Raw genomic sequence first — 24,255 nt, forward strand, 5'->3', positions numbered from 1 at the left:
AATAATCACAGGGATGGTTTTGTAACGCTTGCCCGTGGCTTCAGGTTTGCTCGGTCTCTTCCAGCGCGGACTCGAGCGTCGCCATCGCGTCGGCCGAGGAGGCTTCCTGACCGACTGCGCGGTTCGCTTGCTGTGCGATCTTGCTGGACTGGTCGCTCCAGACAGCCGTCACCGGGCGCGGCATCGAGTTGTCACCCGCGACCTGCAGGGTGTCCATGTACCGGCCAACGACGGGCACGTTCTGCGCCTCGCTGGAGTTGAACAGTTCAGGCCGCGGCGGCAGCCAGCCCTGAACGGACAGCAACGTGAGCTGGAAGTCCGGCTGCATGGCGGCTCGAATGACCTCCGTCACGGCGTCTATGTTCTCGCTGTTGGGATTAACCGTCATGTGCCAGCCACCGAGTGCAGCCGTGGAGCCACCCGTACCGGGCTGTGCCGCTTCGCTCTCGGACACAGCGTACGGAATCGGCATCGCACCGAGGTTTTCGCCGAGCGCCGGATCATCGGTTTCGTCCGGGTTGCGGCCACCGAGTGCCAGCGAGTAGGGCCAGTTCCGGTGGAAAACGGCGTTACCGTTGACAAACGGCGCGCGAGCGTCTTCCTCCTTCCAGCCGAGGATTTCGGTCGGGGTGAAGCCGCCGCCATAGCCCTCGAACTGGCCGCCGAAGTCCTCGTCGTGGACGAACTTCCGCATCATGTTCAACGCGTTGTGGACCTCGGAGTTGTTGACCGTGATCGGCCGCTCGCCAATCGGGCCGAACAGGTTGTCGCGGCCGCCGAAGTACGCGCCGCCCCACGAGGACATGACTTCGTTGAATGTACAGCAGGAGGTTCCCTCGTAGATGTCCCACTGAGTGGTGAATCCGAAGTCGACATCGGCGTTGTCGTAGGTGTCCGCGGCGATGTTCGACCACTCCTCCCAGGTCATCGGCTCGGTCGCCCAGTTGTTGCTCTCTGGACTGTAGCCGGCTTCCTCGACGAGATCCTTGCGGTACTGCATCGTCGGGAAGTCCGGGAACACCGGGACGCCGAACAGGTTCCCGTTGCTCGGGTTCCGCGCCGTGTCGGTAAAGGCCGAGAAGTAGTTGTCCGAGACGTCCGAGAGAAGGTCCTCCGGCAGCGTCTCGGAGAGGTTCTGGAGCTGTCCCCGCTGGATGAAGATGTTCGTCCAGCCGTTGTCCATCAGGAACATATCGGGATTCGTCTCGCCGGCCGAGAGCAGTCGGTTGTAGTTGGCCCGGGCCGCACCGGTGTCCTGGTCGCGCGGGACGAATTCTATCTCGATGTTGTCCGACAGTCCGTTGTCGTGCAGTGCCTGCTTGATCGCGTCGCCGTTGTTCTGGACGGCCACCGGGTCGAAGCCCCACTGGACCGTCGTCGTCTCACCGCTGCTACCGTCACCGGTCGACCCGCCGTCGCCGCCGTCACCGCCACCGTCGCCGCCTTCGCCACCGCCGACGAAGTCAGCACAGCCTGCTAGTCCTCCGACGACACCTGCTGCTCCGGCAGCACGGACGAACCGTCGCCGGGAGACGCCTGTCGAGTTCCGCTCGCCGCTTGTGCCATTGTCCGACATATCTATTCTGAGCTATCCCGGACACACCTTAAAGGTTGTCCATAATTAACCACAGGTGTTGTTAACGGTCGCCCTCAGCCCCGTAGACGTGATATGTTGTTGACTGTTTGGAATTGCATAAATCATTCAGTATATATACGCAGGGATAGGTCAAACACCCGCTTGCCACACGGAGGTTCTCAAACGCGCAAACTGAGTGTGAGTTTACTGGTCGACAAAAGCGGCGTCTCTGTCATTCGTACGTGACGTCCGTGATGGTAATCTCGGTAGCTTCGATTTCTTCGATGACGGCCCCCCAGCCGCCGACTTCGTATGTCCCGTTGTCGGTGACCAGCGTCGCACTGATCCGGCCGGCCATCTGTGCAAGCGGGACCGGGTCCGTCCGTCCGATGCTACTCCCGGTGTAGTCGACGGCGGTGATACGCCCGGTCAGTTCGACTGACTCCTTCGTTTCCGTTTCGTACCCCTCGACGACAGCCTCGATAATCGCGTCCTCGTTCAGTAGCGGTTCGATATCGCGGACAGCGTGACGGAGGTCGACGTACGTCGTCGGGGTTTCCGGCGTCCGCTCGGTGTACAGTGTGTCCCAGATCTCCCACAGGCAGGTCAGGAAAAACCAGTGGAAAACGTAGGTGTGGGTCCGGTCCTTGACGAGCACACCGTACTCGTTGACTGAGTCGTGATGGGGCGCAAAGCAGGTCCAGGTCCGGTCGACGAGCACGAAAAACGGGGCCGGAATATTACGATTCCGGGCCTCGGTACAGGTCCCTTCGATGTCGGAAAGCGGCGGAACGTCCTCGCCAGGACTCGTACAGATGCTGAGTTTGATGTTCACACCGCGGTCGTGGGCAGCAATGAGTTCCTCACGAAGCGCGTAGAACTGCTCCGGGTCCACACCGACCTGAATCTGGTTTTCGGCCGCTTCGATGAGCTCCCGGGCCCGACTGACGACCGTTTCGAACCGCTTGACGATACTGACCTCGTGCTCGGATATCTCGGGCTGGTTCCAGCGTTCCTCGATCGTTTCGGCCGCGTCGAGGTACTTGCTCGACCGTGACCGCAAATCCTCGAGCACTACGTCGGGATTTCGCGCCCGAGCAGTCAGGCTATCCTGCTGGAACGTCTCGATATACCCCTTCGTTTCCAGGTCCCTGAGCACGTCATAGATCCGCGGGTCTGGAACGTCACAGGAGTCAGCGATGTCGGTCGCCGATGCGGTCCCCAGCCCCAGCAACGCCACGTACGCCTCCGCCTGATACGGGGAGAGACCGGCATCTTCGAGGACATCGGTTAGTTCGCTGTCGTCCATGTGTGTACAGGGAAACTGAGTACGCAGTTAACGTGCATGGTTATCCATCGAGATCATGAGTCAGTCTTTGCCCTCGACGGGCCACTGTGGGTGTTTCGGGGCCTCGATTCGGGCGCACTCCTCGTCGGTCAGGTCGACGTCGAGCGCGCCGACGTTCTCCTCAAGCTGGTCCATCGTCCGCGGACCGATGATGGGTGAGTCAACGACCTCCTGGTGGCAGAGCCACGCGAGGCTGACCTGTGCCGGCGTTGCGCCCTTCGCGTCGGCGATCGCTCGTATCTCGTCGAGGACCGCCCAGTTTTCGTCGCTGAACCGGTTTGCGGTGTACTCGTCCGAACTCGCGCGGCCCTCAGATGGGTCGCCATCGCGCTCGTACTTCCCGGCCAGAAAGCCGCCGGCCAGCGGCGACCACGGAATGACGCCGACCCCTTCCATCTCACACACCGGCAGAAGGTTCGCCTCCTCGTGGCGGTCGACGGCGTTGTACTCCGGCTGCATCGAGACGAACCGCTCGTACCCTTCGATGTCCGCGGTGTACAGCGCCTTCTGGAACTGCCAGTTGGCCATCGTACTTGCGCCGATATAGCGTACCAGCCCCTCGTCGACAAGATACGTCAGCGCGTCCAGTGTCTCTTCGATGGGCGTGTCGTCATCCCACCGGTGAATCTGGTAGAGGTCGAGATAGTCGACGCCGAGGCGGTCCAGCGTGGCGTGGCACTGGTCGATGATGTGTTTCTTCGAAAGCCCGCTGCCGTTTGGTCCGTCGTGCATATCGAAGTACACCTTCGAGGCCAGAACCAGTTCGCTGCGGCGAGCGGAGTCGATGGCGTCACCCAGTATTCGCTCGCTTTCGCCGTTCGAGTACGCGTTGGCCGTGTCGAAGAAGTTGATGCCAAGATCGAGTGCTTGTTCGAGTATCCGGCGGCTTTCGGCCTCGTCGTTTAACATCCACGGCTCGGCGCTCCCGAAGTTCATCGTCCCGAGACAGAGTTCGGACACGTCGAGCCCTGTCGACCCGAGCGTGGTGTATGTCACCGGCGAATCGCTCATGACACCTCATACCACAGCTGTTGTTAAAGAATTTTGGGACTGCGTACCGTTGTCCGAACGTGAGCCGGGAATCACCACCGCAGGGTCCGAGTCCGATGGAGCCAGTTGAAGCCCTCCGTGACGAGTCACACACCGGAGCGAACAGATGCTGGCCATGCACGGTACTGAATCTCGGCCTCGTTGGAGCGCTTGCCGTGTTCCTGCGCGGGCGCAACCGTCCGCGGTCGAGCCTACTGGTCGCCACTGTCGGTGTCACAGCGGTCTATCTCCGAGGGTATCTGGTCCCGTACACGCCCAGATTTGCCCCGCGGCTGGTGGCGGCGTCACCGGTCCCTGACGAGTGGTTCCACGGGGAGCCACCAGACAGAGACACGTCCCGGGAAGACACGACTCGCCGGGAAAACGAATCGCTGGCCGACGACGTAGAGATTGACGGCGAAACCGTCTTCCGGGAGCTCTCGGCAGCCGGCGTCATCGAAGTCGAGGGGGAGCAACTGTTTCTCACGACGGCTGTAGACGCAGCGTGGCACGAGCGGATGGACGAGTTGGCCAGCGACTCGCTTGACGCCCTCGCCGCGGCGCTGGAGGAATCGCTCCCGAGCGTTGACGATGCGGAACCGTACGTCGACGACACGGAGTGGGTCGCTCTCGGCTCGGACCACAAGCAGCTCCTCCCCCGTCCGGTGGTCGTCGCCGAACTCGCAGCCTACGAGACCCTCGGCGAGCGTCTCGACGACGACCGGGTCAGAGTCGCTGGCGCGGAAGCGTTCCGAATATTTCTCGACAGGTGTCCGGTCTGTGACGCCGAACTGGTCGAGTCGTCGTCGGTGTCGTGTTGTGGCGGCCACCTTGGACCGCGTCAAGACCCCGATGAGACGCTGGTCTGTCCGACCTGCGAGCAGCGACTCTACACGTTTGAAGTGAACGACACCTGAAACCGGTCACTCAAAGCCGGCGACCCACCGGCTATCCGGCATTCGGGACGCTCTCGGGGTTCGAATTAAGCGACACCGGACGACGAACGGGGGGAGAAGCCCCGCCTGGACCGCTGGTGCGTGCGGTCTCGTGGACAACCATGCTGCGTGGCAGACAGTTGGCGTCGGCCGGGTCGGGTGGTGGGAACGATGGCGACCGAACAGCGGCCTCACATAGTCCCGGATTGCAGGGGAAACGTACCCAGCCACAAGAATAGTACAACTGCTGTTGTAAATAGATTCCGGTGGCTGTAGAACACTGCCTATTAAATCCTCGCACACGGAGATGGTGGTATGAAGAACATCGACGACCTCGTCGACAGCGCGTCCGACCTGGCACAGCGTGGCCTCTCTAAGGGCGAAATCGCTGACGAGCTCAACGTCTCCCGGGAGACAGCGAGTTGGCTTGTCGAACGCAGCGGCACCGGGACGGAACCGGACACGAGCGACGACAGCGGCCCCCACGACATCCACGTCGACTGGTCCGCCGTTGGGCGTGACAGCAACCGGCTGTACCACGCGGGAGCGGCGATGGCGGACCTCCTGTCGAAAAAAGGCGACGACGTGGACCTCACTATCGGCATCGAGAAGGCCGGTGCGCCGCTCGCGACGACTGTTGCTCGGGAACTGGAAACCGACCTCGGGACGTACGCACCGACCAAACACCAGTGGGACGACGACGAGAGTGAGACGAGCGACGGCTCGTTCTCCCGTAACTTCGCGCAGATTCGGAACCGCGACTGCTACGTCGTCGACGACACTATCACGAGTGGGAAGACGATGGGCGAGACCATCGACGCGATCCACGAGCAGGGCGGCAACCCCGTGGCCTGCGTCGTGCTGGCTGACAAGCGTGGCGTCGGCGACATCCGCGGTGTCCCAGTGTACTCTCTGCTGCAGGTTATCCGAGTCGGGAGCGACGGCGACTCGTAACTGTCCTGTCTAACCGCTCTGAACGCGTGTTTCCCCGAGCAGTCACCGGATTGGAGTGGCCGCCCGAGAGACTATCCTTTTATTCGTGCCGTGCGTACTTCGCGGTATGACTGTACTATCGTTTGACGAACAGGGCGTGGATGTCGTCTACGAGGGGACAGAGTTCCGCCTCGAAAAAGCCCTCATCGAGGATGCTATCCAGAAGTCGTATCCGAACGTAACCGATCACGAGGTGTTGCAGATGGTCGAACCGGAACCGGCGCTGTCGGGCGAGCCACAGCGCATCGCCGAAATCGTGAACTGACGTGAAGTAGTTCCCTCGAAGGCTGCAATTCCGTTGTGAGAATTAATCCCTGCTGAAAACCAATATCCTGTTTGTAGGCGTTTAAACAGGCGAATATGCGCTAATTAAGCATCCGAGCAGTAGGCATTTAAGCCGTCAGCGCACACTGGGTGATAATGTCAGACCCACGTATCGCCGGGGCCAGCGTGACAAAGTTCGGGAAACACCCCGAACGGACCGGCCGAGACCTGTTCGCCGAGGCGGGACTCGAAGCGCTATCGCAGGCTGGAATAGATCCGGAGGACGCTGAAGCACTCTATTACGGCAACTTCATGGGAGAGCTCGCGGAACATCAGGGCCATCAGGGGCCGCTGATGGCCGAGGCCATCGGGCTGGACGTTCCAGCGACTCGCGTCGAAGCGGCCTGTGCATCCGCCGGTACAGCCGTTCGTGAGGCCGTCAAGACGATTCGGAACGGCGAGGCGGAGGTCGTCGTCGTCGGCGGCGCGGAGCGGATGACTAACATCGGGACCGCAGCCGCGACGGACGCGCTCGCTATCGCCGCCGACGACCTCTATGAGGTCCGCGCTGGGATGACGTTCCCCGGGGCGTACGCGCTGATGGCCCGGTCGTACTTCGACCAGTACGGCGGCTCCCACGAGGACCTCGCTCACATCGCCGTCAAGAACCACGAACACGCCTTGGTCAACGAACACGCACAGATTCAACAGGAGATCACGGTCGAGGACGCGCTGGAAGCGCCGACGATTGCGACCCCGCTCGGTCTGTACGATTCCTGCCCGATTACGGACGGCGCTGCGGCCGCTGTCCTGACGACGGAAGCCTACGCCGAGGAGCACGACCTCGATGCACCGGTCGCAATCACCGGGACTGGTCAGGGCGGCGACAATCTCGCGTTACAGGACCGCCCGCATCTGGCACAGACGCCAGCCGCCGACAAGGCCGCCGAAGAGGCATACGACGACGCTGGCGTCGGCCCCGACGATGTCGATTTCGCCGAAGTCCACGACTGTTTCACGATCGCCGAAGTGTTCGCAATCGAATCGCTTGGCTTCTATGAGCGTGGGGAGGGTATCGCCGCGGCCCGGGACGGCGAGACGACCCGCGACGGCGACCGCCCGATAAATCTCTCGGGCGGGCTGAAAGCCAAGGGCCACCCGGTCGGCGCGACCGGCGTCGCACAGCTGGCAACGGTCGCCTGGCTTCTGGACGGGTCGCATCCGCGGGCCGATGCTGTCCCGGACAGCACCGTCGGCGTCGCACACAACGCGGGCGGCACGGTCGCGTCTACGACCGTCCACGTGATGGAGGTACAAGAATGACGGAATCCGCACAAGACGGCGAGTACGACGAGTGGCTCGACAGCATCGAATCGGGTGAGGGCTACTACCTCGAATGTTCCAACGGCCACGGCTGGCTCCCGCCCCGGCGGGTATGTCCGCGCTGTCACGACCAGGACCTCTCGGCGGTCGACCTACCGGAATCCGGCGAAATCGCGAGTCACACGACGATCACGGTCCCCACGCCGCAGTTCGAAGACGACGCGCCGTACGTCACCGCTATCGCCGATTTCGGCCCGGTTTCGGTTACGGGACTTGTCCGTGACGTGGACCCGGACGACGTCGCCATCGGCGACGTGGTCGGTCTCGACGTCGGCGAGCGCGTGACGACCGGCGACAGGGCCGTCGTGTTCCGGCCGCGTTAGCGCTTAGTTCTCGACCGTTACCGACGTTACTCTGTCGCGGACCACGTCGACGAACTCCCCGGGGTGTTCGACGTGGGGCAGGAGCAGCGAGTCACCGAACACGACGAGCATCGCGTCCGCCTTGTCGGCGATGTCGCGACCCTTCGACAGCGGTGTGATGTCGGCGTCCTCACCCCACACCAGCGTTACGGGCACGTCGAGGCTGGCCAGTGTTTCGCCGAGGTCGTCTTCGGGGTCGAGGAAGCCGGAGACGAACGATGCCGGCGCGAACCGCGCGCCGGGCTGATGACCGCTTTGCCACTCGTAGTCGACGACTGCCTCAGTGAGGTTGTCCATATCGTAGTAGCCGTGGTCGGCGTGGAAGTGGCGGATGGAGGGTTTCGAGACGGTGAGGTTGTAGATGGCCTCGCCGACGACGGGGGCGCGCAGCAGCGAACGGAGCCAGACAGTACGGTTGCCCATCGAGGTATCCGTCGGGCAGATGAGGACGAGTTCTTTGACCGCCACCTCCTGGGCCGCGCTGGCGGCGTAGGCTCCGGTCAGCGACGACGCGACGACGGTCGCGTCGGTGGTGGTGTCCTCGATGAAGTCACGGACGAACGCCGTGTACAGCGACGCTGAGTACAGCAGCGGCGGCCGGTCCGTGTGCCCGAAGCCCGGCAGGTCCGGCGCGATAACGTGGTAGTCCTCAGCCAGCGCGTCGAACACCGTGTGGAACTCGTGGCTGCTGGCAGCGGCGTTGATGCCGTGGAACAGCACGAGGTCCGGGTCTGCGGGGTCGCCAGCCTCAGTGTACGCGATATCGAACCCGCGCCAGCGGTACGTCCCCTGTTCACCGTCGAGCATCGGTTCGAACGCGCCGGCTCGTGACTGCAGCACGCGGTTGGCAGCGGCTGTCGCGCCGACCGCTCCGACGACCGCACCGAACGCCTTGCGGAGTTTCATACTGCTAACTTGGAACCCGGAGTATGTTATACATGCTGGAAGATTGTTAGATGGCTGTCGCTATCGGCCCGGGCAGACGGAGTTCCGGGGACGCGACAGTCCCGAACTCAGCTCTCGTCACGCCGCTGGTCGACACACTCACGAAGCGGCGTGAGGACTTCATCGACGACGGTGTACGGGTCAGTGTGGCGCTCGATGACGGCGTCGACGTACTGTTCGATGCCGCCGCGGCGGTCGAGTTCCTCGACCAGTAGCTCGTTGGCGTCCTCCCGAAGCAGGGTTCGGATTTCGGCGGCGAATCGCTCCCGTGCCTGCCCCTCTCGGCGGCCGGTCCGGTCCAGATAGTCCCCGTGGTCGGCCAGCGCGTTCAGGAAGTCTTCGACTCCCTCGCCCCGGTTGGCGACCGTCTCGACGATTGGCGGGTCCCACGTCTCCGGCTCGTCGTCCCCGTCATCGGAATCGCCGGCGTGTGCGTCACCGTGGTCCCCGGCGAGTTCTGTCGCGCCGTGATGGCCGGCGTCCGGGCGTCCACTCCGGCCCTGGAGCATCTCCCGGAGCTGCTGGACCGTCCGGTCGGCCCCGTCGAGGTCGGCCTTGTTGACCACGAACACGTCGCCGATTTCGAGGATACCGGCCTTGAGCATCTGCACGTCGTCGCCACTGCCCGGCGGGACGAGCACGGCGACGGTGTCGGCCGTGCGAACGATGTCGACCTCGTTTTGGCCCGCACCGACCGTCTCGACGATGATCTTGTCCTTGCCGAAGGCGTCCAGCGCGGTCACGGCGTCGGTCGTTGCCGTCGACAGCCCGCCCAGCGAGCCACGGGCGGACATCGACCGGAAGAACATGTCCATGTCGCCCGCGTTCGAGGCCATCCGTATCCGGTCGCCGAGCACTGCGCCGCCGGAGAACGGCGAGGACGGGTCGATAGCGATGACACCGACAGTCTGGTCCTGCTCGCGGTAGGTCGCTGCGACCTTATCGACCAGCGTGGACTTGCCCGCGCCGGGACTCCCGGTGACGCCGATAACGTCAGCTGTCCCGGTGTGTTGGTGGAGGTCAGAGATCACCTCCCGGTACCCCGGCGAGCGGTTCTCGATCTGTGTGATGACTCTGGCGAGGGCACTGTGCTTGCCCGCGAGCAGGTCAGCGACGAGGTCGCTCATCGCTCGGGCGCGTTCTCGTGGATGTAGTCGATCATCTCCTCCATCGACGCACCTGGGCCGAATATCTCGTCGACACCTTGCCCGCGGAGTTCGTCCTGATCGTCGTCCGGGACGATGCCGCCGACGAGGATGAGCCGGTCGTCGAAGGCGTCGTACTCTTTCAGCCCGTCGAGAATCTTCGGGACGAGCGTGTTGTGTGCCCCCGAGAGAATGGAGATGCCGACGACGTCAACGTCCTCCTGGACGGCGGCTTGCACGACTTCGTCGGGCGCTCGATGGAGCCCTGAGTAAATCACTTCGAAGCCGGCGTCACGGAGCGCCCGCGCGATGACGTGTGCGCCCCGGTCGTGACCGTCGAGTCCAACTTTCGCCACCAGACACCTGATGGTCCGTTCCGTCTGCTCCTGCTCGACACTCATGGCAGTACGTACCGCGCGGCGTGTTTTCATTCTTACCATGTTCATGATGAACCATGTTATTTACCAGCAACCGCCACTGCGGTCGGTTTGCCCGACCGTACTCGGTAGAGCGCGAGCGAGTGAACCACGTCAAGACGAGTTCACGGAACGACAATTCTAAGTTCGCCGCCGGCGGCGTTTCCACCAGTGCGAACAGTCGCCGTCATCCCTGCGTACAACGAGTCGAGCACCATCGGGTCGGTGGTCGATGGGACGAGCCGCTACGTTGACGAAGTCGTCGTCGTCGATGATGGGTCGTCAGACGGTACCGCGGCTATCGCCCGGGAGCACGGCGCACACGTCGTCACACACGTCTTTAACACCGGTGTCGGCGGGGCCGTCAGGACGGGCTACCAGTACGCCATCCGGCACGACTACGACTTCGTCGTCCAGGTCGACGCCGACGGGCAACACGACCCGGCAAAGATTCCGACCCTGCTCGAACACGCCGAGGACGCGGACATGGTCATCGGCAGCCGCTACCTGAACGAGAGCATCGACGACTACCCGCTCATCAGGCGGCTGGGCATCACGTTCTTCACGACCGTCGTTCGCAAACTCGGCGGTATCGACATCACCGACGTGACCAGTGGCTTCCGCGTCTACCGCGTCTCCGCGCTACAGGATATCCTCCACCGCTCGGACAACCACTGGGCGGTCGAACAGACGCTTGAGGCGGCCCAGCGCGGCCAGCGCATCGAAGAAGTATCGATCGAGATGCCGATTCGGGACGAGGGCGAGTCGCAGTTCAGCCTCGATACGCTCGTGCTCTACCCGCTCCGCATGACTGACACCGTGTTTCGCGTCCTCCTCTTTCGCTAATCATGGTTTTTGGATTCGATTACTCACTGGTCAATCTCCTGTCGCTGGCCGTCGGCCTGGCGTTCCTCGCGAACGGGTACATCATCGTCAGAAGCGAACGCGAATCGCTGGAGCTGTTTGTGATGTCGCTACTGCTCGGGGCGGGGCTCATCGTCGTCGCCATCGTCCCCAACGTCTTCGAGGTGGTGGCGCGGCTGCTGGGCCTGGAGTGGAAAGCCCGGGCCATCCTCGTTATCTCGAACCTGACGCTGTTCGTCGCGGTGACGTACCTGCTCAACCGAATCGGGCATATGTACGACCGGCTGTCGCGGCTGAACGAGGAGCTGAGCCTCTTGCGGAGCGAACTGGAGGAACACCAGCTACAGACCGAGGACGAGCAGGATGACTGACCGGGCGGTGCTGTCGATAGACTTCGAACTGTTCACCCAGACACCGGCCTACCGGAGCGCCTCGGGGACGACCGACCGCGACGGCGTCGGCCTCGACGGCGGCCGGTTTTTCAGGGAGACACTCGCGGAGTACGACGCCACGGCGACCGCGTTCGTCGTGTCGGCAGTCGCCGAGTCTCATCCCGACGCCGTGCGGGCGCTCGCCGATTCGGGACTGGAAATCGCCTCCCACACGCACACTCACCAGTTGCTCTCTGCCCTCGATAGCGAGGGGCGACGAGAGGAGTTGTCTAGGTCGAAGAACATGCTGGAGCGAGTCACGGACGAACGCGTGTCCGGGTTCCGCGCACCCGCCTTCGACATCACCGACGACCACTTCGGTCTGCTTGCCGATATCGGGTACACGTACGACTCCAGCGTGGTCTCCAGCCGGTCGATTCCGGGGTGGTACGGCGGCGAGCACGACGTTCACGAGCCGGTTGCGGCGTCGACGGTACACCCGAACGCGCCGGACACTATTACCGAGTTCCCGGCGAGCGTCATGCCGGGGCTACAGCTGCCCCTCACCGGGACCTGGCTCCGGTTTTTCGGCCCGCGCTACACAATTTTGGGCATGAAGTTGCTGGCCCGCCGGGGTATCACGCCGATGCTGTACGTCCACCCGTGGGAACTGGTGGACCTGCCGGCTGTCGAGGGGGTGCCGACGCGGGTGTACGTCAGGACCGGCGACTGGATGCGCCGGGCCGTCGAGCGGATTCTGCAGCAGGACTTCGAGTTCACGACCGCGCGGGCGGTGCTTGAGGACGGCGAAACAGCCGCGACACAGCGACACAGGGGCGAGACGGCGTGACGAACCGCGTCCGTGACCTTGCCATCACGGTCGCCCAGTACGCTCTCGCCGTCGCGGCGGTGGCGTGGCTGCTCACACAGTTCGATATCAGGAGAGCAGTCGGCCTGCTCGCGGACGTTAACATCGAGACAGCACTTGCGATTATTGCCGTCAGCACCCTCGGTATCTGTGGCCGCGTGTACTCGTGGTACGCGGTTATCACCCCGCTTGCACCCGTCCGGTTCCGGACCGCCGCCGGGACGACGCTCATCGTGAACTTCGTCAATCAGCTGCTCCCTTCTCGACTCTCCGGGCGGCTGGCCGCACCGTTCGTCCTCCGGAGCCAGACCGGGATGGCCTACAGCGACGCCGCGGCCGCGTCGGCACTGCACACCAGTATCTTTGCGCTCTACTACGGCGTCGCGGCCACAGCAGGTCTTCTGTTGGCGATTCCACTCCTGCGGGTCGAACTCCTCCTGCTGTTGGCGCTCGCGACGAGTCTCTACCTTGTGGCCGGCCTCGCCATACTGTTTGGCGGCCTCAACCTCGCCTATCTGGACCGGCTCATCGACTGGCTGTCCGGGGCGGCCGTCCGGATTCCACGCATCGGCGAGGGGCTCGCGTCGCGCCTCGACGGCCTGCTCGAATTTACCGACAGCTCGACCACGACGTTTCGAACGCTCGTGAGTGAGCCGGCAGTATGGCTCCGCTACGCGGTCGGCTGGACCGTCGACCTCGTCCTCGCTCCCGGCGTCCGCGTCGGCCTGTTGCTGGGGAGTTTCGGCGTGGCGTTCGAACCACTGGTTGCGTTGCCGCTGTATCTCCTCGTTGCGTACACGGTGACGCTCCTCCCGCTGACGCCCGGTGGCATCGGTGTCACCGAGGCGACGGCGACGGCGGTGTTCGTCGCGCTTGGCATCCCGGCAGAGGTCATCATCCCCATCATCTTCGTCGACCGGTTCCTCGGCATCTATCTGCCGTCGCTTGCGGGCTGGTATCCCTCCGTTCAGCTTGACCTCTCGTCGTTGACGGCGGAGTAGCCAGCCGGAAACTGGCAGACCCGAACAGGGATTCAGAACGGCGGGTGACGGTCCGGGTCGCACTCGCCGTCGCGTTCCAGAATGAGCGTGTACTGGTTCGCTGCGAGTTCCTGCTCGTCGGCGAACTGGTCCGTATGCGGAACGATCCCGAGCCTGAGCAGGTCGGTGAACGAGCCGGGCGTCGGTCGCTGAGGGACGAAGTTCGTCGGTCGCTCCCCGAACTCGGCGACGATTTCGTAGTTAGACTCCTCGTTCAGGAGGCCACGGAGGTAGGCAGCCTGTGCGTCGCCGTTCCGGTAGTAGGTGTCCTCCTTGAGATACAGGAGGTCCCGGTAGCCGATCTGGATGTATCGCGGGCACGCCATCGCTTCTTCGGCCGCCGAGTCCTGACCGGCGACGTGTCGGGCGGTCAGCGAGTGCGGGATTGCGGTGTCCTGAATGTGGACGCGGTACGTCTCCACCACGTCGCCGTCGTCACTGTTGTCCTCCAGCCACGCCGTCGCTTCGTCCCGGGGCATGGATGCGAACTGCGCCGTCCCGACACCGGCGTAGACCGCCGTTGTGACCAACAGAACAGCCATTACCGGCCGGGCCAGCGACGACGAGCGCTCGCGGAGTTGCACCAGTCGCCCGCCAACGAGTACGGCGATGAGCGGGAACGTCGGCAGGAGGTGATGCACACGGAAGTCGTGCCACTGGGAGAACATCGCGACGTAGGCCACCAGTCCAGTCAAGACGAGGACAGTGCCGTGGAATGCGGAACCGCGGTCGCGCAACGTGGCGACGGATGCCACGACGCTGGCCACGGCCGCGGCGAACAGCGGCAGCCCCAGCGCACTGAAGTAGCCCCGGAGAAACCACCACCACATCGGGGCATCGGGTCCCGTCGGATGGCTCATCCGCGAGGTCGAACCGCCGAACACCCGCTGGATGAACGGCTCGGGCCCCGCCACAAGCGCGGTTGGGAACCCGAGGACGATCATCGCGAACCCGAGTAACGCGCCACCCAGCAGGAGTTTCGGCCGGTACAGCGTCTTTGTCAGCGGCGCATCAGCAGCATGGGCACGCAGCAGGAAGGCAACGCCGATAAGCAGTATAACCGGCGCGGCCGTCAGCTTGAACGCGATAGCGACGCCGCCGGCGGCGCTAGCCGCCAGAAACAGTGTGCTGTCGTCCGTCCGGAGATACCGGACTAACAGGTACAGCGTGAGGAGGACGAACACTAGTGCCGGCATATCCTCGCCGGCCTCCTTCGAAATAGTAAGGAAGCCAAACGTCAGCGAGAGCACGACAGCCGACAGTCGGCCGGCGTTCCGTCCCTCAATTATGACGCCGAGGCGATATGTGAGGTAGACGGCACAGAGTGCGGCGACGACGTTCGTCAGGCGGATAGCGATGAGGCTCCAGGTCCAGATCCACTCTGGCGTGGCGGCCCAGACCTCGTAGTGTCCGAACTCCCAGCCCGGAAATGGCAGTGACGTGAACGCGCCTCCGTCGCCAGTGACCACGGCGACGAGCACGACAGGGAGGATAGCCAGCCCGTAGAGGTACAGCGTCGCGCCGAAGGGAGCCCGGCCCCACTCCACGCCGGCTTTGAGGCCTTCGAAGCTCGGGTCTTCGAGGACAGCGCCGTAGGTGACCATCGCGTCTAGCAAGCGGCTGTACTCGTCGCGGGTCGCGAAGTTCGGAATTCGGTGCCAGAACCAGAACCCGACCATGACCGTCGATACAAGCAGAATATACCGGAGATACGGGTCCTCTCGAACGTCAGCCCGTACCTGTTCGACAGCACGTCGGGGCAGTGACCGCCAGCCACTCATCCTGTCATCGCTCCGGGGTGTGCGTTGAAAAGGTTGCCCTTCTCAGAAGTAGTCGGCATCGAACTCCCGACGGAGGATGTAATGGTTCACGTAGCCACGGACGTACTTCGCGAACAGTGAGACATATCCCTCGTCGGCCTCTCTGCGAGCAGATGTATCGACACAGGAGTCGGCGTCGTAGACGATTCGGCCGTAGTCTTTCATCCGCAGGGAGAGCTCCGTGTCCTCCATGAACGGGATGTCTTCGTCGAAGCCCCCCGCGGCCTCGAACGCCTCGGCCCGGAAGCTACAGTTGAAGCCCGGTTGCTGGACGAAGCCCAGCGGCCAGGACACCCGGTACCAGTAGTCCGACAGCAGTTTGAACAGCACGCGGTGTTTGCGGCTGTCTTCGAGTGGACGTGCGGGGCCACCGACCCCCACTACATTGTCGTCGGTGTAGTGCCTGAGATGCAGGCGAACCCAGTCGTCTGGAACGACAGTGTCGGCGTCGGTAAACAGCAGAATCGGGGCTTCCGCGGCCGCTGCTCCGCGGTTCCTGGCGAGCCCCGCCCCGCCCTCGTCACACCGAACGACGGTGTCGACGAAGGGCGTCTCGCGGGCCACCTGTTCTGTCCCGTCGTCGCCGCCGACCACGACGACCAGTTCCACTGGCTGTGACTCGAAGGGAGCGAGACAGCGGGCAAGCGACTCCGCCTCGTTGTAGGCCGGGACGATGACTGCGGCGTCCATCTGAGAGTCAGGTACACCGCACAGACAGAAATAGCAAGCGATGCGCCGGCCTGTCACGAACGCCGCGCGAGGACAGTCCCCGCGAGGACGGCGACGAGGGCGATGCCGGCGAGCGTCCCGAACAGCGCCGTCGCGTTCGCAAAGGCCAGAATCGACCCCGCGAGACCACCGCCGAGCGCGCCAACCCCGAACACACCCAGATACGTGAAGCCGTACGACAGGCCGCGCGTTCCGGCGGGCGTGTACTCCGCGACTGCGGCCTGATACATCGGCTGGACGACAAAGAGGGCAACGCCCAGTAGCGCACCAAGCACCGCTAGCGGCCCGAAGCCCATCCCCGACACCGGGACGAACAGGACCGCAAGGAGCGCAAGCACGAGGAACGAGCCGGCGATGCCGTACTCGACGGGGATACGGTCGCTTAGTTTGCCCCCGGCGTACTGGCCGAGAACGCCGATGAGCAACAGGCCGGCGTAGAAGTAGTCCTGTGGCTTGAGCGTCTGCCCCGTCCCGGCCTCGATACCGAGCGCCGACAGGACGTTGGGGGGTAACAGGCTCTCAATCGGGATGGGTTCGAAGCCCGGCAGGCTCCGAAGCAGTTCCGGAAGGAAGGTGAGGACGCCGCGGTAGTACAGCCCCGAGCACATGACGACGACGAACACGAGCAGGAAGCTCCCAGCCAGTAGGTGTTTGCTCTCCGTGAAAAACTCCCCGAGCGAGTCGATGCCGCTGCTGGCTTTCGAGCCCCCGTCGGTCGCGGTCGTCACCGCCGCCGTCTCGTCGAAGCTCGCCCGCGAGGCATAAACGGCGGCGAGCAACGCAGGGACGCCAAGCACGAGTGCGACCGTCCGCCACTCGGCGACCAGTAGGAGAATCGCGGCGACGAGCGGGCCGAGGCCGATGCCGAGGTTGCCGGCGACACCGTGGTAGGCCAGTCCGGTCCCGCGCTGTTCGACGCCTTTGCTGATGAGCGAGAGCCCGGCCGGGTGGTAGACGCTGGCAGAGAGGCCCCAGAGGACAAGCGCCAGCGCGATGACGACCATGCTCGGAGCCAGTCCCAGCAGGATGTAGGAACTGCCCATGCCGAGCAGACAGCCCGTGATGAGCCGCCGGGAGCCGATTCGGTCGACGACGATACCGCCCGGGAGCGCGCCGGCTCCGAACAGGCCATAGCCCAGCGTCACGATGACGCCGACGGTCGCCGTCGTCACGTCGAACTGTGCGACGCCGAGGTTGATGAGGTCGAACTCGGTGAGCCAGATGACGACAAATATCGGGACCGCCATCTCGTACGTGTGGACCAGGCCGTGTGCGAGCATGACCAGCGCGGTGATCGCTCGGTCGTTCGCGTTCACACTCTGGTTCGTGTCGGCCGCCGGCAAGTGTGTGACGGTTCTGCGCATCCACGCGTGCGCCTCTCTGAACCCTCCCAAAATCAGGGGTGGGTTTTTATGTCCGAACAGTATAGGCGGCAAGTGTGAGCAAGATCAAGGTGTCACTCCCGGACCAGGTGGACTCGGATATCCAGCGACTCGTCGAACAGGGCGAGTTCCTCAACCGCGACCAGGCCGTCGAAGACCTCCTGAAGCGAGGGATTTCGGCATATAATACCACGACGGAAGAGACCGAGACACTCGATGAAGAGATTTTCGACCAGACGGCCTCCGAACAGCAGGACCCGGCAATGCAGGACGACTTCCTCTAGTCGCGGTTCTGTGAGAGTCGGCCGTCGTCCTCGGTTGCCCGCTGTCCGGAGCCGTCGTTTTCCTGTCGACGTTGCTTCATTTTTGCCCCGGGTTTCGGACCTCTGTCGACCGACTCGTATGGGGTCTCTGCGATGCTCTCTGGGATAAGGTACCACGCGAGGCCGCCGCCGACAGCAGTGCCGCCGGCAAAAACGCCGATGACAACCAACAGTTCGGCACCGCCGTACAACGTCACCAGTCCCATCGACCCACCGATGAGGAGCGCGAACCCGACCTGTGTGTATCTGAGAAACCGTTTTCGGTCGGCGTCTGTCATCGAGGGACCGACCATCAGCGGCCCCCAAGCCGGACAGCGTCTGTCGATTCGGCCATCAGTAAAAGCCCCGTTCTACGTCTTCCTCGATGACATCCTCGAACTCCGCATCAAGTAGCTCCTCCGCCTCCTCGAACGTCTCGGTGAGTTCGGTCATCTGGTCGGGGCGGTCGTGGTGGTCGAACTCCATCGGGCCGTAGGCCGGGGAGTCCATCGCATCCATCATATCCTCAAGCAGCGCTTGCGGCGACGTCGGTGCGTCCGCGTGGGTTTCGAGCACCGTTTCGAGGTTCTTCGCCTTCTCCTTGGCGTCGTCCTCGTCCTCCGGTCCCTGCTGGACGCCGAAGATGCCCGAGCCGTCGTTGGGAAACAGCGGGTCGATGTCGTCGTCGATGCGGCGGGCCACCTGCGACCCGACGCCCTGTACCTCGAAGGGGTTCTTCGCGTAGGTCTTGAGCTGGTAGACGCCGGCGTCGGGGTGACCGAAGTAGATGTCCTCGCCGATTCCGTTCGCGCGGTCGCCCCCGACGGCACGCCAGTCCCCCGGATTGGCATTGCTCTCCATCACGTCTTCGAGAATGTCCTGCCAGTCGCGAACGCGCATTGTCAGTCTCTTGTTCGGACTGGGCCAGAATGAACCCATCGGTCCTGAGTGGCACAGCGGCAGCTGATGATAGCCGCGTGACAATCAGGAAGCCAGCCTTACAGCCGAACGGCTTTACTCCACGGAACAGCCAGACGTGGTATGGAAAACGAGCGCAACGTCCTCGGCGGGGAGCTGGCCCTCTGTTCGATGGACCCGGAAACAGGGTTCATGCGCGACGGCTACTGTTACCCGCTCCAGCGCGACCCGGGGCGGCACGAAATCTGTGCGGTGATGACCGCCGAATTTCTGGAGTACAGCAAGGCACAGGGCAACGACCTCGTGACGCCGCGGCCGGAGCTGAACTTTCCGGGCCTCGACCCCGGTGACAGCTGGTGTGTCTGCGTCCCGCGCTGGATAGAGGCCCACGAGGCCGGGCACGCCCCGCCGGTGAATCTCGAAGCGACGAGCGAGGACGTCCTCGAAGACGTGTCGCTGGAGACGCTGAAGCAGTACGCTGCTGATACTGAGACTAATGCCGACACAGCCAGTGAGTGAGTTGCGGCGCGAACGGCTTTTGCGGGGCTGCCCCGTCGCTTGGGCCGTGCAACAGGGGAGGGCCAAGCGATGAGCGCGGACCGCGTTCGCGGCGTCGTCGTCGACGTCGAGGAGCCGAAGACGGTGAACACCCAGTACGGCGAGAGCGAGCTCTGTGAGGTGACGATACGCCCCGACCGCGGGGCCGGCGAGCCGACGACGGTGACGCTCTGGGGGAAGTGGACCGAGAACGCTCAAGTCATCGAGACGGGGATGGAAATTGCTGTCTACAATCCCGACGAGCGGGAGTACCAGGGCGAACAGCAGTACTCCGTCGGTGGCGACGCCACACTCGTCGTCCAGCCGGATTTCCTCGTCGACGTGACCGACATCCGGGCGTGGGTACAGTGCCCGCGGATGTACTACCTCCGGAAACTCGATGGCGCGGAGCATGCCTACCCGCTGGTGAAAGGGACCGTCGTCCACGAGGTGTTCGGCGACCTGCTTCGGGGTCGGGACCTCGACACCGCCATCGAAGAACAGGTCGACGCCGCGGGGCTTGACATCGGGCTGCTCGGCCGGGAGGCCGGCGAAGTGGCCGGCGACGTGCGCGATCACGCATCGGCGATTCAAGGATGGCTACAGCAGGGGACGCTGACCGAGACAGATGGAGCGACGACAGCCGCTGACAACTCGGAGCGGGACTTCAGTCCCGCGGAGAGCGAATGGCGCTCCGAGATGACGCTCATCTCCGAGCGGTTCGGCATGAAGGGGCGGGCCGACGCCGTCCGGCGCGGGATGCCCGTCGAACTCAAGACCGGCAAGAACACCAAGCGGGAGCCCCGGTTTCAGGACAAGATCCAGGCCACGGCGTACGCGCTGATGCTCGGCGAGCGCACGGCCGGCGCTGGCAGCGCCGTCGACGCGGCCCCGGACACCGGCACGCTCCTCTATACCAAGAACGCTGCCGTCGACCGTAACGAGGAGAGCGGCGATCTCTCGCCGGCCAAGGAGTTCTCCATCGGGAGCGGGCTGTTGAACTACGTCGTCCGGACCCGGAACGCGATTGCGGCGATGGAGTACGGCTCGGGCGTGCCGACGGGCTACGAGGCCAACGCGAAATGCGAGTACTGCTTCGAGCAGGACACCTGCATGGCCGTCTCCGGCCGCCTCGACCAGGAATCGAAGGCGGGAACGGTCGGTCGAGCAGTGCCCGACGAGGAACTGGACTACTTCGAGCAGTTCTACACGGCCATCGAGGCCGAGCGCCGGGCCGTCCACCGCGAGTACGCGAAGCTCTGGGAACAGACGCCAGAGGAGCGGGCCGACAACGACCGCGCACTCATCGACCTCGAGCCGACCGGTCGACGGGAACTCGACGGCGGCCGCTGGGAACTCCGCGCGACCGGTACGGGGTCTGTTTCGAAGATTCGCGAGGGGAATCTTGTACTGGCCAGCGATGGCGACCCGGTGACCGGTAACGCAGAGCTGGCTCGCGTCGAACGTCTTGGCGAGGAAATCGTCGTCACGGCCGACGAGCCGCTGGACCTCCGTCGCCTGGACGTGTACCCCTCCGAGCTGACGACTGACCGGCTGCAGAACGCGCTCCACGACGCCGTGCTCCTCCAGTCGCCCGAGCGAAAAGACGTGCTGTTCGGGCGGCGCGAACCGGAATTCAATCCGGTCGAGGAGACGTTCATCGACAACAACGATGCCCAGAACGAGGCGGTCCAGTTGGCCGTCGGTGCGGCGGACTTCGCCCTAGTCCACGGCCCGCCGGGGACCGGAAAAACGTACACGCTGGCGCGGATGGTCCGGGCCTTAGTCGCCCGTGGTGACCGGGTCCTGCTCTCGGCCTTTACCAACCGCGCCGTCGACAATTTGTTGGAGGCGCTGGAAGATCAGGGCTTCACAGACATCGTCCGCGTCGGGACCGAAAGCGGCGTCCGCGAGGACATGCAAAAGTACCGGCTGGAGACCAGCGGCGACCCCGGCGAGTGCGCGAGCCGGCTCCAGAACGCCCAGGTCGTCGCGGCGACGACGGCCACCTGCGGCGGGAGCACGCTCCAGACACAAGAATTCGACGTGGCGGTCGTCGACGAGGCCGGCCAACTGACCGAGCCGGGGACGCTGGCCGCGACGACGCTGGCCGACCGGTTCGTGCTGGTCGGTGACCACCAGCAGCTCCCGCCCGTAGTCCAGTCCGAGGACGAGACGCTGTCGACCTCGCTGTTCGAGCGGCTCATCGACGCCCACCCCGATGCAGGCGTAATGCTTGACCGCCAGTACCGGATGGCCCAGCACATCCAGGCCTTCGCCTCGCGGGAGTTCTACGACGGACAACTGCGGCCCGCGACGGGCGAGGTGGCCGCCCAGCGGCTAAACGACCTCGATGGCGTCTCGACGGCGTCCTTGCCCGAAGGACTCCGAGACCGCGTGGCGTTTGTCGACCCGAACGGGAGTCAGATCGGGAACACGAACCCGACGGAGGCCGACCGCATCGCCGAACTCGTCGCGTCGTACCGGTCCGCCGGAGTTCCGGCTGAGGACATCGGCGTCATCGCGCCGTACCGCGCGCAGGTTGCGGAGATATCGAAACGGCTCCCGGACGTGACTGTCGACACGGTCGACCGCTTCCAGGGGTCGAGCAAGGAGGTCATCGTCATCTCCTTCGTCGCCACTGGGAACCTCGATAGCCCCATCTTCGAGGATTATCGGCGCATCAACGTCGCACTCACGCGGGCGAAGAAGGCGCTCGTCCTCGTCGGCGACGGCGACGCGCTGGCGACCGACGAGGTGTACGGCCGGATGGTCGAGTGGGCGCGGGGCTGACTACGCGTCCGCGTCGCCGGCCCTGTCGTTCGTCCGTAGCCCCGAAACGTGTGCAGTGAGGCGTTCTCGCAGCGCGTCTCTGAGTTCTGTTGCGGTGTCCTCGTCGATATCGTACACCCGAGCGACGCCGCCGAGCAGGCTCGACGAACTCGCCGTGTCAGCTCCGACGGTCGCCAGGTCGCGGCGGCGCTGGAACGGCGAGCGGGTGACGAACACTGTCTGGAGCCGGTAGTACGGAACGATTCGCGTCGTCCGCCGCCAGAACCCGCTCCGGGTCGCCAGCACGTCCTCGCTCAGGTCGTACCCGCGGTGTCGCCAGCGAAGATGGGCCGCGGGCACAACGGTGAGAAACAGAAGGGCCACAAGCCACCAGTAGCCAGTCTCAAGCACTAGCGAGTCGAGGGCGTAGGCGACCGTGGTGAGGCCGGCCGCCGCCAGCGAGAAGCGGGCGAGATACCGCCGCCGGGCGCGTTTCGGTGACCGGTCGAAGTCGAGGTCGCCGAACGGCTCGATATCACGGGCCAGCTCGTACACCTCTTCGCGGGGTGCAAGAGGCACGGCGACACCTTGCGTGGACTGCTGGCTTCCGCCGCTGTAGCCGGCCGTCTCGACGGCCAGCGTCGCGTAGCCGAACTGCCGCATCAGGACGTTTTCGCGGATAGTGACTGTCTGGACCTTCTCCAGCGGGATGTTACCGCTATAGCGGCGCAACAGCCCTCGCTCGTACCGGAGGTCGCCGTCAGCCTGCGTGAGCTGGAAGCCGTAGTACTCGATAACTGTCAGGGCCACGCTGACGACCAGTGCGAGCAGGAGGAACTGGACGACAGAGAGTGCAGCAAAGACAACGAGCCGTGTGGTTTCGGGCGACCCAAGTAGCCACCGTATCACCGGGCCACCCAGCGACGCCCCGACGAGACCAGCATTGAACCGCAGCACGGACCAGACGATGTCCATCCCCAGCGGGAGCGACGCGAGCGTCAGGACGGGTGCGGCCGGCCGAACGGAGACAAGTGCGTACGTCAGAAGTTCACGCTGGTCGAACGCGAACAACAGCGACCCGTCCGGCTGGTCGCGCTCCACTGTGTCCGGGGTCGAAGCCGAGTCACCGAAATCACCCGGCGTCTGTGCGTCGCCGGTGTGTGTCGGCGTGGGACCTGTCACGCCGGGACGGTCGGCGTGGGCCGGATGGCCGGATGTCGCAGTCTCCGACACCGCATCGGCGGTGGCCGTTTGCGTCTCGGCGGCCTCGTCTCGGTCATGGGTCCGCACGTAGTTCCGCAGGCGTTTGACCTCGGCCTCGTCGACCGCGTCCAGCGTGGCTTCTGTCGCGCTGCCACCGGCTGTTTCAAAGCGGACGATTGCGAGACCGAGCAGGCGGTTGAGGATGTTCTGCTCTACATCGAGGTTCTGGACGCGGCCAAGCGGAATCTGACGCGACTGTCTGGCGAAGACACCGGATTCGACGGTGAGCGTGTCCCCGTCAAGTTCGTAGCGAAAGCGGAGATAGCGCGCCAGTGCGTAGCCGCTGAAGGTCAGTGCACCGAGCAGGCCAAGCAGCGGAACCGCGAACGCCGGCAGTCCGAACATCCCGGTCCCGAGTGAGCCCCCGAAAAAGCCGAAGAAGCCGCCCTGAAGCGCCGCTCGGGCGACACGCAGGACCGCACTTCGCGGGTGGAGCCGGTTCATACCGCGTCCGTGGCCTCGCTTTCCTTCGCGAGGTCGCGGAGCTGCTCGCGCAGTTCGGTTGCTCGTTCGGGTCGCAGTCCGGGAATCGTGATGTCCGCGCCGCGGGTCCCGGCGGTGTAGACGACGACGCTCGCCAGCCCGATGGCGCGCTCTACCGGGCCACGCGTGGTGTCGACGTGCTGGACGCGGACGTACGGGACGGACGTGTCAGTCCGGGTCACGACGCCACGGAGGAGAAAGAGCGCGTCGTCCTGCAGGTCAAAGCGCCAGATTCGGTGGGCGGCGATAGCGTGAGCGACACCCAGAAACACGAGTACGACCCAGCCGACGACGATGGCCCACTGTGGCAGTGAGACCGCAAAGCGGTCGACGAGATAGGCGATGACTCCGAGCACCGACGCCTGGATGATCGTCGACAGGACCCACAGCAGTCTCACTCGCGGGTGGAGCGACTCCATATATCACAACTGAGGGGGCGGCCGCGGATTAACGGTTTGGCTCCGGGGCGAAACTGGAACAGTTCTGACCCGAACGCGGGGGAGAGTTTAT

At 64.2% G+C, this 24,255-nt stretch carries 25 protein-coding genes; 12 read left to right on the forward strand and 13 right to left on the reverse strand.

Annotation, left to right across the window (positions count from 1 at the left end; translation table 11 throughout):
* Positions 1-40: 40 nt before the first annotated feature.
* From C437_RS15955 to C437_RS15965, 3 genes are all read right to left on the reverse strand, one after another.
* On the reverse strand, positions 41-1,576 hold the full coding sequence (locus C437_RS15955; RefSeq protein WP_004518025.1) for an extracellular solute-binding protein: 1,536 nt from the start codon (positions 1,574-1,576) through the stop codon (positions 41-43).
* Between the two features lie 232 nt (positions 1,577-1,808).
* On the reverse strand, positions 1,809-2,885 hold the full coding sequence (locus C437_RS15960; protein ID WP_004518026.1) for a TrmB family transcriptional regulator: 1,077 nt from the start codon (positions 2,883-2,885) through the stop codon (positions 1,809-1,811).
* A 60-nt stretch (positions 2,886-2,945) separates the two neighbouring features.
* Positions 2,946-3,935: an aldo/keto reductase gene (locus C437_RS15965; protein WP_004518027.1), complete on the reverse strand. Its 990-nt coding sequence runs from the start codon at positions 3,933-3,935 to the stop codon at positions 2,946-2,948.
* Positions 3,936-3,994: 59 nt separating this feature from the next.
* Between C437_RS15965 and C437_RS15970 the strand changes: the two genes are divergently transcribed.
* The 5 genes from C437_RS15970 to C437_RS15990 all read left to right on the forward strand — a co-directional run bounded on the left by C437_RS15970 (position 3,995) and on the right by C437_RS15990 (position 7,851).
* A complete protein-coding gene (locus C437_RS15970; RefSeq protein WP_049919857.1) occupies positions 3,995-4,870 on the forward strand; it encodes a hypothetical protein in 876 nt (291 codons plus the stop codon).
* Positions 4,871-5,203: 333 nt separating this feature from the next.
* Positions 5,204-5,842, forward strand: coding sequence for a transcriptional regulator GfcR (gene gfcR / locus C437_RS15975; RefSeq protein ID WP_004518029.1), 639 nt, complete (start codon positions 5,204-5,206; stop codon positions 5,840-5,842).
* Positions 5,843-5,948: 106 nt separating this feature from the next.
* Positions 5,949-6,146, forward strand: a complete 198-nt coding sequence (locus tag C437_RS15980) for a DUF5800 family protein (protein ID WP_004518030.1) — start codon at positions 5,949-5,951, stop codon at positions 6,144-6,146.
* Between the two features lie 155 nt (positions 6,147-6,301).
* Positions 6,302-7,468, forward strand: coding sequence for a thiolase domain-containing protein (locus C437_RS15985; RefSeq protein WP_004518031.1), 1,167 nt, complete (start codon positions 6,302-6,304; stop codon positions 7,466-7,468).
* Complete coding sequence (locus tag C437_RS15990) at positions 7,465-7,851, forward strand: Zn-ribbon domain-containing OB-fold protein (protein WP_004518032.1); 387 nt, start codon at positions 7,465-7,467, stop codon at positions 7,849-7,851. The genes C437_RS15985 and C437_RS15990 overlap by 4 nt, the downstream gene beginning before the upstream one ends.
* Before the next feature lie 3 nt (positions 7,852-7,854).
* Here the strand turns inward: C437_RS15990 and C437_RS15995 are convergent, their stop codons facing one another.
* From C437_RS15995 to C437_RS16005, 3 genes are all read right to left on the reverse strand, one after another.
* Positions 7,855-8,796 (reverse strand): alpha/beta fold hydrolase, encoded by a 942-nt coding sequence (locus C437_RS15995; protein ID WP_004518033.1) that lies wholly within the window; start codon positions 8,794-8,796, stop codon positions 7,855-7,857.
* Between the two features lie 107 nt (positions 8,797-8,903).
* Positions 8,904-9,962 carry a methylmalonyl Co-A mutase-associated GTPase MeaB gene (meaB, locus tag C437_RS16000; protein WP_004518034.1) on the reverse strand — a complete coding sequence of 353 codons (1,059 nt, stop codon included), beginning with the start codon at positions 9,960-9,962 and terminating at the stop codon, positions 8,904-8,906.
* The gene (locus C437_RS16005; RefSeq protein WP_004518035.1) at positions 9,959-10,381 is read right to left on the reverse strand and encodes a cobalamin B12-binding domain-containing protein; all 423 of its coding nucleotides are present in this window, start codon (positions 10,379-10,381) and stop codon (positions 9,959-9,961) included. The genes meaB and C437_RS16005 overlap by 4 nt, the downstream gene beginning before the upstream one ends.
* Positions 10,382-10,567: 186 nt before the next feature.
* On the opposite strand from C437_RS16005, the gene C437_RS16010 reads away from it, so the two are divergent.
* From C437_RS16010 to C437_RS16025, 4 genes are read left to right on the forward strand one after another with little or no spacing between them, the layout of a single operon-like run.
* The gene (locus C437_RS16010; RefSeq protein WP_004518036.1) at positions 10,568-11,242 is read left to right on the forward strand and encodes a glycosyltransferase family 2 protein; all 675 of its coding nucleotides are present in this window, start codon (positions 10,568-10,570) and stop codon (positions 11,240-11,242) included.
* Positions 11,243-11,244: 2 nt separating this feature from the next.
* Positions 11,245-11,631 carry a DUF2304 domain-containing protein gene (locus C437_RS16015; protein ID WP_004518037.1) on the forward strand — a complete coding sequence of 129 codons (387 nt, stop codon included), beginning with the start codon at positions 11,245-11,247 and terminating at the stop codon, positions 11,629-11,631.
* Complete coding sequence (locus C437_RS16020; protein WP_004518038.1) at positions 11,624-12,481, forward strand: polysaccharide deacetylase family protein; 858 nt, start codon at positions 11,624-11,626, stop codon at positions 12,479-12,481. The genes C437_RS16015 and C437_RS16020 overlap by 8 nt, the downstream gene beginning before the upstream one ends.
* Positions 12,478-13,500: a lysylphosphatidylglycerol synthase transmembrane domain-containing protein gene (locus tag C437_RS16025; protein WP_004518039.1), complete on the forward strand. Its 1,023-nt coding sequence runs from the start codon at positions 12,478-12,480 to the stop codon at positions 13,498-13,500. The genes C437_RS16020 and C437_RS16025 overlap by 4 nt, the downstream gene beginning before the upstream one ends.
* Before the next feature lie 32 nt (positions 13,501-13,532).
* Here C437_RS16025 and C437_RS16030 read toward each other — a convergent pair whose 3' ends face one another.
* From C437_RS16030 to C437_RS16040, 3 genes are read right to left on the reverse strand one after another with little or no spacing between them, the layout of a single operon-like run.
* Positions 13,533-15,320: an ArnT family glycosyltransferase gene (locus tag C437_RS16030; RefSeq protein ID WP_004518040.1), complete on the reverse strand. Its 1,788-nt coding sequence runs from the start codon at positions 15,318-15,320 to the stop codon at positions 13,533-13,535.
* 42 nt (positions 15,321-15,362) lie between these two features.
* On the reverse strand, positions 15,363-16,049 hold the full coding sequence (locus C437_RS16035; protein ID WP_004518041.1) for a glycosyltransferase: 687 nt from the start codon (positions 16,047-16,049) through the stop codon (positions 15,363-15,365).
* 53 nt (positions 16,050-16,102) lie between these two features.
* Complete coding sequence (locus C437_RS16040) at positions 16,103-17,452, reverse strand: MFS transporter (RefSeq protein WP_004518042.1); 1,350 nt, start codon at positions 17,450-17,452, stop codon at positions 16,103-16,105.
* Positions 17,453-17,526: 74 nt separating this feature from the next.
* On the opposite strand from C437_RS16040, the gene C437_RS16045 reads away from it, so the two are divergent.
* Positions 17,527-17,754, forward strand: a complete 228-nt coding sequence (locus C437_RS16045) for a ribbon-helix-helix domain-containing protein (protein ID WP_004518043.1) — start codon at positions 17,527-17,529, stop codon at positions 17,752-17,754.
* On the opposite strand, the gene C437_RS16050 is transcribed toward C437_RS16045, so the two are convergent.
* Positions 17,751-18,071 carry a hypothetical protein gene (locus C437_RS16050; protein ID WP_241431697.1) on the reverse strand — a complete coding sequence of 107 codons (321 nt, stop codon included), beginning with the start codon at positions 18,069-18,071 and terminating at the stop codon, positions 17,751-17,753. The two genes, C437_RS16045 and C437_RS16050, sit on opposite strands and share 4 nt — an antisense overlap.
* Positions 18,072-18,126: 55 nt before the next feature.
* Entirely contained in the window at positions 18,127-18,672 is a 546-nt protein-coding gene (locus C437_RS16055) for a hypothetical protein (protein ID WP_004518045.1), read from the reverse strand.
* Between the two features lie 141 nt (positions 18,673-18,813).
* Between C437_RS16055 and C437_RS16060 the strand changes: the two genes are divergently transcribed.
* Positions 18,814-19,209 carry a DUF2237 family protein gene (locus C437_RS16060; protein ID WP_004518046.1) on the forward strand — a complete coding sequence of 132 codons (396 nt, stop codon included), beginning with the start codon at positions 18,814-18,816 and terminating at the stop codon, positions 19,207-19,209.
* A 69-nt stretch (positions 19,210-19,278) separates the two neighbouring features.
* Positions 19,279-22,020, forward strand: coding sequence for an AAA domain-containing protein (locus C437_RS16065; RefSeq protein ID WP_004518047.1), 2,742 nt, complete (start codon positions 19,279-19,281; stop codon positions 22,018-22,020).
* Here the strand turns inward: C437_RS16065 and C437_RS16070 are convergent, their stop codons facing one another.
* Together C437_RS16070 and C437_RS16075 are read right to left on the reverse strand one after the other, a co-directional pair.
* Positions 22,021-23,706 carry a PH domain-containing protein gene (locus tag C437_RS16070; RefSeq protein WP_004518048.1) on the reverse strand — a complete coding sequence of 562 codons (1,686 nt, stop codon included), beginning with the start codon at positions 23,704-23,706 and terminating at the stop codon, positions 22,021-22,023.
* A complete protein-coding gene (locus C437_RS16075; RefSeq protein WP_004518049.1) occupies positions 23,703-24,164 on the reverse strand; it encodes a PH domain-containing protein in 462 nt (153 codons plus the stop codon). Before C437_RS16075 ends, C437_RS16070 begins: the two co-directional genes overlap by 4 nt.
* Between the last annotated feature and the right edge of the window lie 91 nt (positions 24,165-24,255).

It is taken from the genome of Haloarcula vallismortis ATCC 29715 (genome assembly GCF_000337775.1).
GTDB classification, from domain to species: domain Archaea; phylum Halobacteriota; class Halobacteria; order Halobacteriales; family Haloarculaceae; genus Haloarcula; species Haloarcula vallismortis.

What these genes read in the sequence shown, in the direction of transcription:
- C437_RS15955 (WP_004518025.1), bottom strand. Translation starts at nt 1,576, where the DNA reads ATGTCGGACAATGGCACAAGCGGCGAGCGGAACTCGACAGGCGTCTCC.
- C437_RS15960 (WP_004518026.1), bottom strand. Translation starts at nt 2,885, where the DNA reads ATGGACGACAGCGAACTAACCGATGTCCTCGAAGATGCCGGTCTCTCC.
- C437_RS15965 (WP_004518027.1), bottom strand. Translation starts at nt 3,935, where the DNA reads ATGAGCGATTCGCCGGTGACATACACCACGCTCGGGTCGACAGGGCTC.
- gfcR (WP_004518029.1), top strand. Translation starts at nt 5,204, where the DNA reads ATGAAGAACATCGACGACCTCGTCGACAGCGCGTCCGACCTGGCACAG.
- C437_RS15980 (WP_004518030.1), top strand. Translation starts at nt 5,949, where the DNA reads ATGACTGTACTATCGTTTGACGAACAGGGCGTGGATGTCGTCTACGAG.
- C437_RS15985 (WP_004518031.1), top strand. Translation starts at nt 6,302, where the DNA reads ATGTCAGACCCACGTATCGCCGGGGCCAGCGTGACAAAGTTCGGGAAA.
- C437_RS15990 (WP_004518032.1), top strand. Translation starts at nt 7,465, where the DNA reads ATGACGGAATCCGCACAAGACGGCGAGTACGACGAGTGGCTCGACAGC.
- C437_RS15995 (WP_004518033.1), bottom strand. Translation starts at nt 8,796, where the DNA reads ATGAAACTCCGCAAGGCGTTCGGTGCGGTCGTCGGAGCGGTCGGCGCG.
- meaB (WP_004518034.1), bottom strand. Translation starts at nt 9,962, where the DNA reads ATGAGCGACCTCGTCGCTGACCTGCTCGCGGGCAAGCACAGTGCCCTC.
- C437_RS16005 (WP_004518035.1), bottom strand. Translation starts at nt 10,381, where the DNA reads ATGAGTGTCGAGCAGGAGCAGACGGAACGGACCATCAGGTGTCTGGTG.
- C437_RS16015 (WP_004518037.1), top strand. Translation starts at nt 11,245, where the DNA reads ATGGTTTTTGGATTCGATTACTCACTGGTCAATCTCCTGTCGCTGGCC.
- C437_RS16020 (WP_004518038.1), top strand. Translation starts at nt 11,624, where the DNA reads ATGACTGACCGGGCGGTGCTGTCGATAGACTTCGAACTGTTCACCCAG.
- C437_RS16030 (WP_004518040.1), bottom strand. Translation starts at nt 15,320, where the DNA reads ATGAGTGGCTGGCGGTCACTGCCCCGACGTGCTGTCGAACAGGTACGG.
- C437_RS16035 (WP_004518041.1), bottom strand. Translation starts at nt 16,049, where the DNA reads ATGGACGCCGCAGTCATCGTCCCGGCCTACAACGAGGCGGAGTCGCTT.
- C437_RS16040 (WP_004518042.1), bottom strand. Translation starts at nt 17,452, where the DNA reads ATGCGCAGAACCGTCACACACTTGCCGGCGGCCGACACGAACCAGAGT.
- C437_RS16050 (WP_241431697.1), bottom strand. Translation starts at nt 18,071, where the DNA reads ATGACAGACGCCGACCGAAAACGGTTTCTCAGATACACACAGGTCGGG.
- C437_RS16055 (WP_004518045.1), bottom strand. Translation starts at nt 18,672, where the DNA reads ATGCGCGTTCGCGACTGGCAGGACATTCTCGAAGACGTGATGGAGAGC.
- C437_RS16060 (WP_004518046.1), top strand. Translation starts at nt 18,814, where the DNA reads ATGGAAAACGAGCGCAACGTCCTCGGCGGGGAGCTGGCCCTCTGTTCG.
- C437_RS16065 (WP_004518047.1), top strand. Translation starts at nt 19,279, where the DNA reads ATGAGCGCGGACCGCGTTCGCGGCGTCGTCGTCGACGTCGAGGAGCCG.
- C437_RS16070 (WP_004518048.1), bottom strand. Translation starts at nt 23,706, where the DNA reads ATGAACCGGCTCCACCCGCGAAGTGCGGTCCTGCGTGTCGCCCGAGCG.
- C437_RS16075 (WP_004518049.1), bottom strand. Translation starts at nt 24,164, where the DNA reads ATGGAGTCGCTCCACCCGCGAGTGAGACTGCTGTGGGTCCTGTCGACG.